This window comes from Flavobacterium sp. (assembly GCF_044368625.1).
Classification (GTDB): Bacteria; Bacteroidota; Bacteroidia; order Flavobacteriales; family Flavobacteriaceae; genus Flavobacterium.
The window spans coordinates 1-2,506 of the sequence record NZ_JBIPPD010000330.1 but is presented as its reverse complement, the minus strand read 5'-3'; the positions used below and the strand labels follow the sequence as shown (position 1 = coordinate 2,506).

Below are 2,506 nucleotides of genomic sequence, written 5' to 3'. Positions count from 1 at the left end.
GGTGGAACCGGTGCCGGTGATCAGCAGACGCCCGTCGCCGTTGCCCCAGTCCGGGTCGCGGGTCGCATCCTTGCGATAGACTTTGGCGGTCACCACCAGCCCGGCGTTGTCAGTGAGGTCGGGGTCGGACACGTTCACGGGAACGGTGAGGGTAGACGCGGGTTCCGTTTGCTGGTCGGCGATCACGCCGATCAGGGGCGGTTGGTTTGGGGTGACCTCGACCAAGAACCACCCGGTGGCGGTTTTTTGGTCGGCGTCGGTTGCGGTGACGGTGATGCCGGCCAGGCCGGTGGCCCCGGCCAGGCGCGTGAGGCGCAGGACGGCCTGGCGCCGGGTGGCGTCGTAGCTGATGGTGGCCTGCACTACGCGCTCGTTGTTGGAGCGGGCGGTCAGCACGAGAGAGGCGAGCGGGGTGCGGTCATCGTTGAGCGCAATCGGGTGCAGGGTTACGGTGTTGGCAGCGGCGGGGGCGAGGACCCGATTCACCAAGCCGGTGAAGGCGGGGGCTTGGTTGAGGTCGTCGGCGGTGGCCCGGACCAGGCGCACGCGTGAAAAGAATACGGGCAGGTCGCAGCTGCTGTTGCTGAGCTGGATATGCAGCGCCTCGGTGTCTGCCGGGACTGGGCGGCTCCAACCAACCGGGTCCGCTTCGGTGAGACTGCGCCATGCCGGGGCGGCCGGGGCCACGCTGGCAGTGTCGCTGAAGCTCCAAATTGGATTGGCCGTGTCGATGCGGCCGGCTACGACGGCAAAGATGCGGGCGTTGGCGGTGAGCCCCGCGGCCTTCTGCCGCCAGTCGAAGGTGAGCCGAAACCGGTCCCCGGTCTTGAAACCGTCCACGAAGGTTTGCTGAATATTGGTGAACTGCACGGAGGCCACGGTGCGCGTGCTGGCTTGGGAAAAGCCCGGGTCGAGGGTGCGTTCGGGGCCGAGTCGGATCACGGAATTCAGGCTCAAAGGATTGACCTGTCTCCAAACGGGAGGCGTGGAACTAACCGTTTCCCAGTTATTCAATCCGGCACCATTCCTCCAGCCCTCGGGCCTGGCGAAGTCGCTGTTGAGCAGCGGCGAGGCGGGCGGGCGGGCCGAGAACTCCATGATCGCCCGCTCGGCGCCGAGCTGGTTCATGACCGATTCGAAGTTGTAGATGCTGGCGAAGCGCAGGCTGTCGATGCTGCGGAAATTGCCGTCGAGGAAACGCTTCCAGCGCTCATAGGCCGGCTCCGTGTAGGTGTACGTCACCGGTTGCCCGGATCGTAAGAGCGTGTAGGGGGTGGATATGTCGTTCGGGAAAGGAATTTCGCCGAGGCTGTAGCCGGTGGCTTGGGCGGTGCCCATGGCTTGGGAGATCGCGCCGGAAAAAGCCCTGTCGTTGGTGCGCACCGAGGGCTCCCCGGGGGTCACTGTATTATCGGAACCTTCAAGGGCAAAGCCGACCCGGCCGGTCCCCGTTATACCCGGATTGGCGTAGGGATTGATCACCAGCGCCGGCAGGCCGCGCAGCGCGTGCACATAAATTTTGGAACGCGGCAGGCCGCGGTCGACGGCCAGCTTGCTGAACTCAGTGAGGTACATGCCGAGCAGCTGGTTCATCTTCTCCTCCGCCAGGGGGCGTAGGTTTCCTGAGGTGTCGGTGAGGGAGCCATCGCTTTCCTTATACAACCCGGCGGTGCGTAGACCGTTGTAGCCTAGGGTTTGGATCGGTCTGGCGAGGAGTGCGATGATAGCGGAATTAGTCGCGCTGTCAGGTTGGGCGAGGATCGATGCGTAGGCCTCGTTGGTGCCGGTGTGGTAAAGCTCGCTGTTGTTGAGCGAGGTCTCCCAGCCCACGCGCCAGCCGCCGAAAAGGTATTTCTGGGCGGCGGGTAATGCCGCTTCCCATTTTCGGACCTCCTCGATGAGCGGCTCGAGCAGGGCTTTGGCGCGGGCGCGGAAGACCGGGCTCATCAGGTTGGGCGAGGGGGGCACGGGGATAATCTTGCCCCAATTCCGCCAGGTCAGGCGGGGCGCGTAGCCAGAGGCATTCGCAGGGGAGCTTGCCGGCCAGCCGAACCACTCGACGTTCTTGAGGTTGGACTCGGCGTGATAGCCAGGCAGGGCGGGATCGTGCCAGTTGACTAAATCGGGTGAGACATAGCGCTCGATATCCACCTGGATGAGCAGCGGCACCTCCCGGGATCGGGCGAACTCGAGGTGGCGGATCAGGCGCTGGCGCAGGGCATCCTCGTCACGGCCCCACTCGCGGAACGGGGTGCTCGATAGGTTGGGCGAGTAGAACGTATCCGGCGTGTAGATCACTGAGACACCGACCTTGAGCGGCGAGGTCCGGTTGAGTGCGCCGAAGCGCTCGTTCACGTATTCGATCACTGCTTCGACTTCGCGGCTACTGTCGTCGTTGCAGTTAAGATAGAGGTACTTGGGCTCTGGGCTGGCGGCCTGGGCGAGCAGGCTGGCGGTGGCGAGCAGGACCACGCCAAGCCCGGCCAGGATTTTGGAGAGGTGCTGG

1 protein-coding gene is annotated in these 2,506 nt (G+C 64.6%); it reads right to left on the bottom strand.

Annotation, left to right across the window (positions count from 1 at the left end):
- Positions 1 to 2,506 (bottom strand): hypothetical protein (locus ACIQ2X_RS15715; RefSeq protein WP_396179917.1); only part of this gene is annotated, 2,506 nt, incomplete at both ends.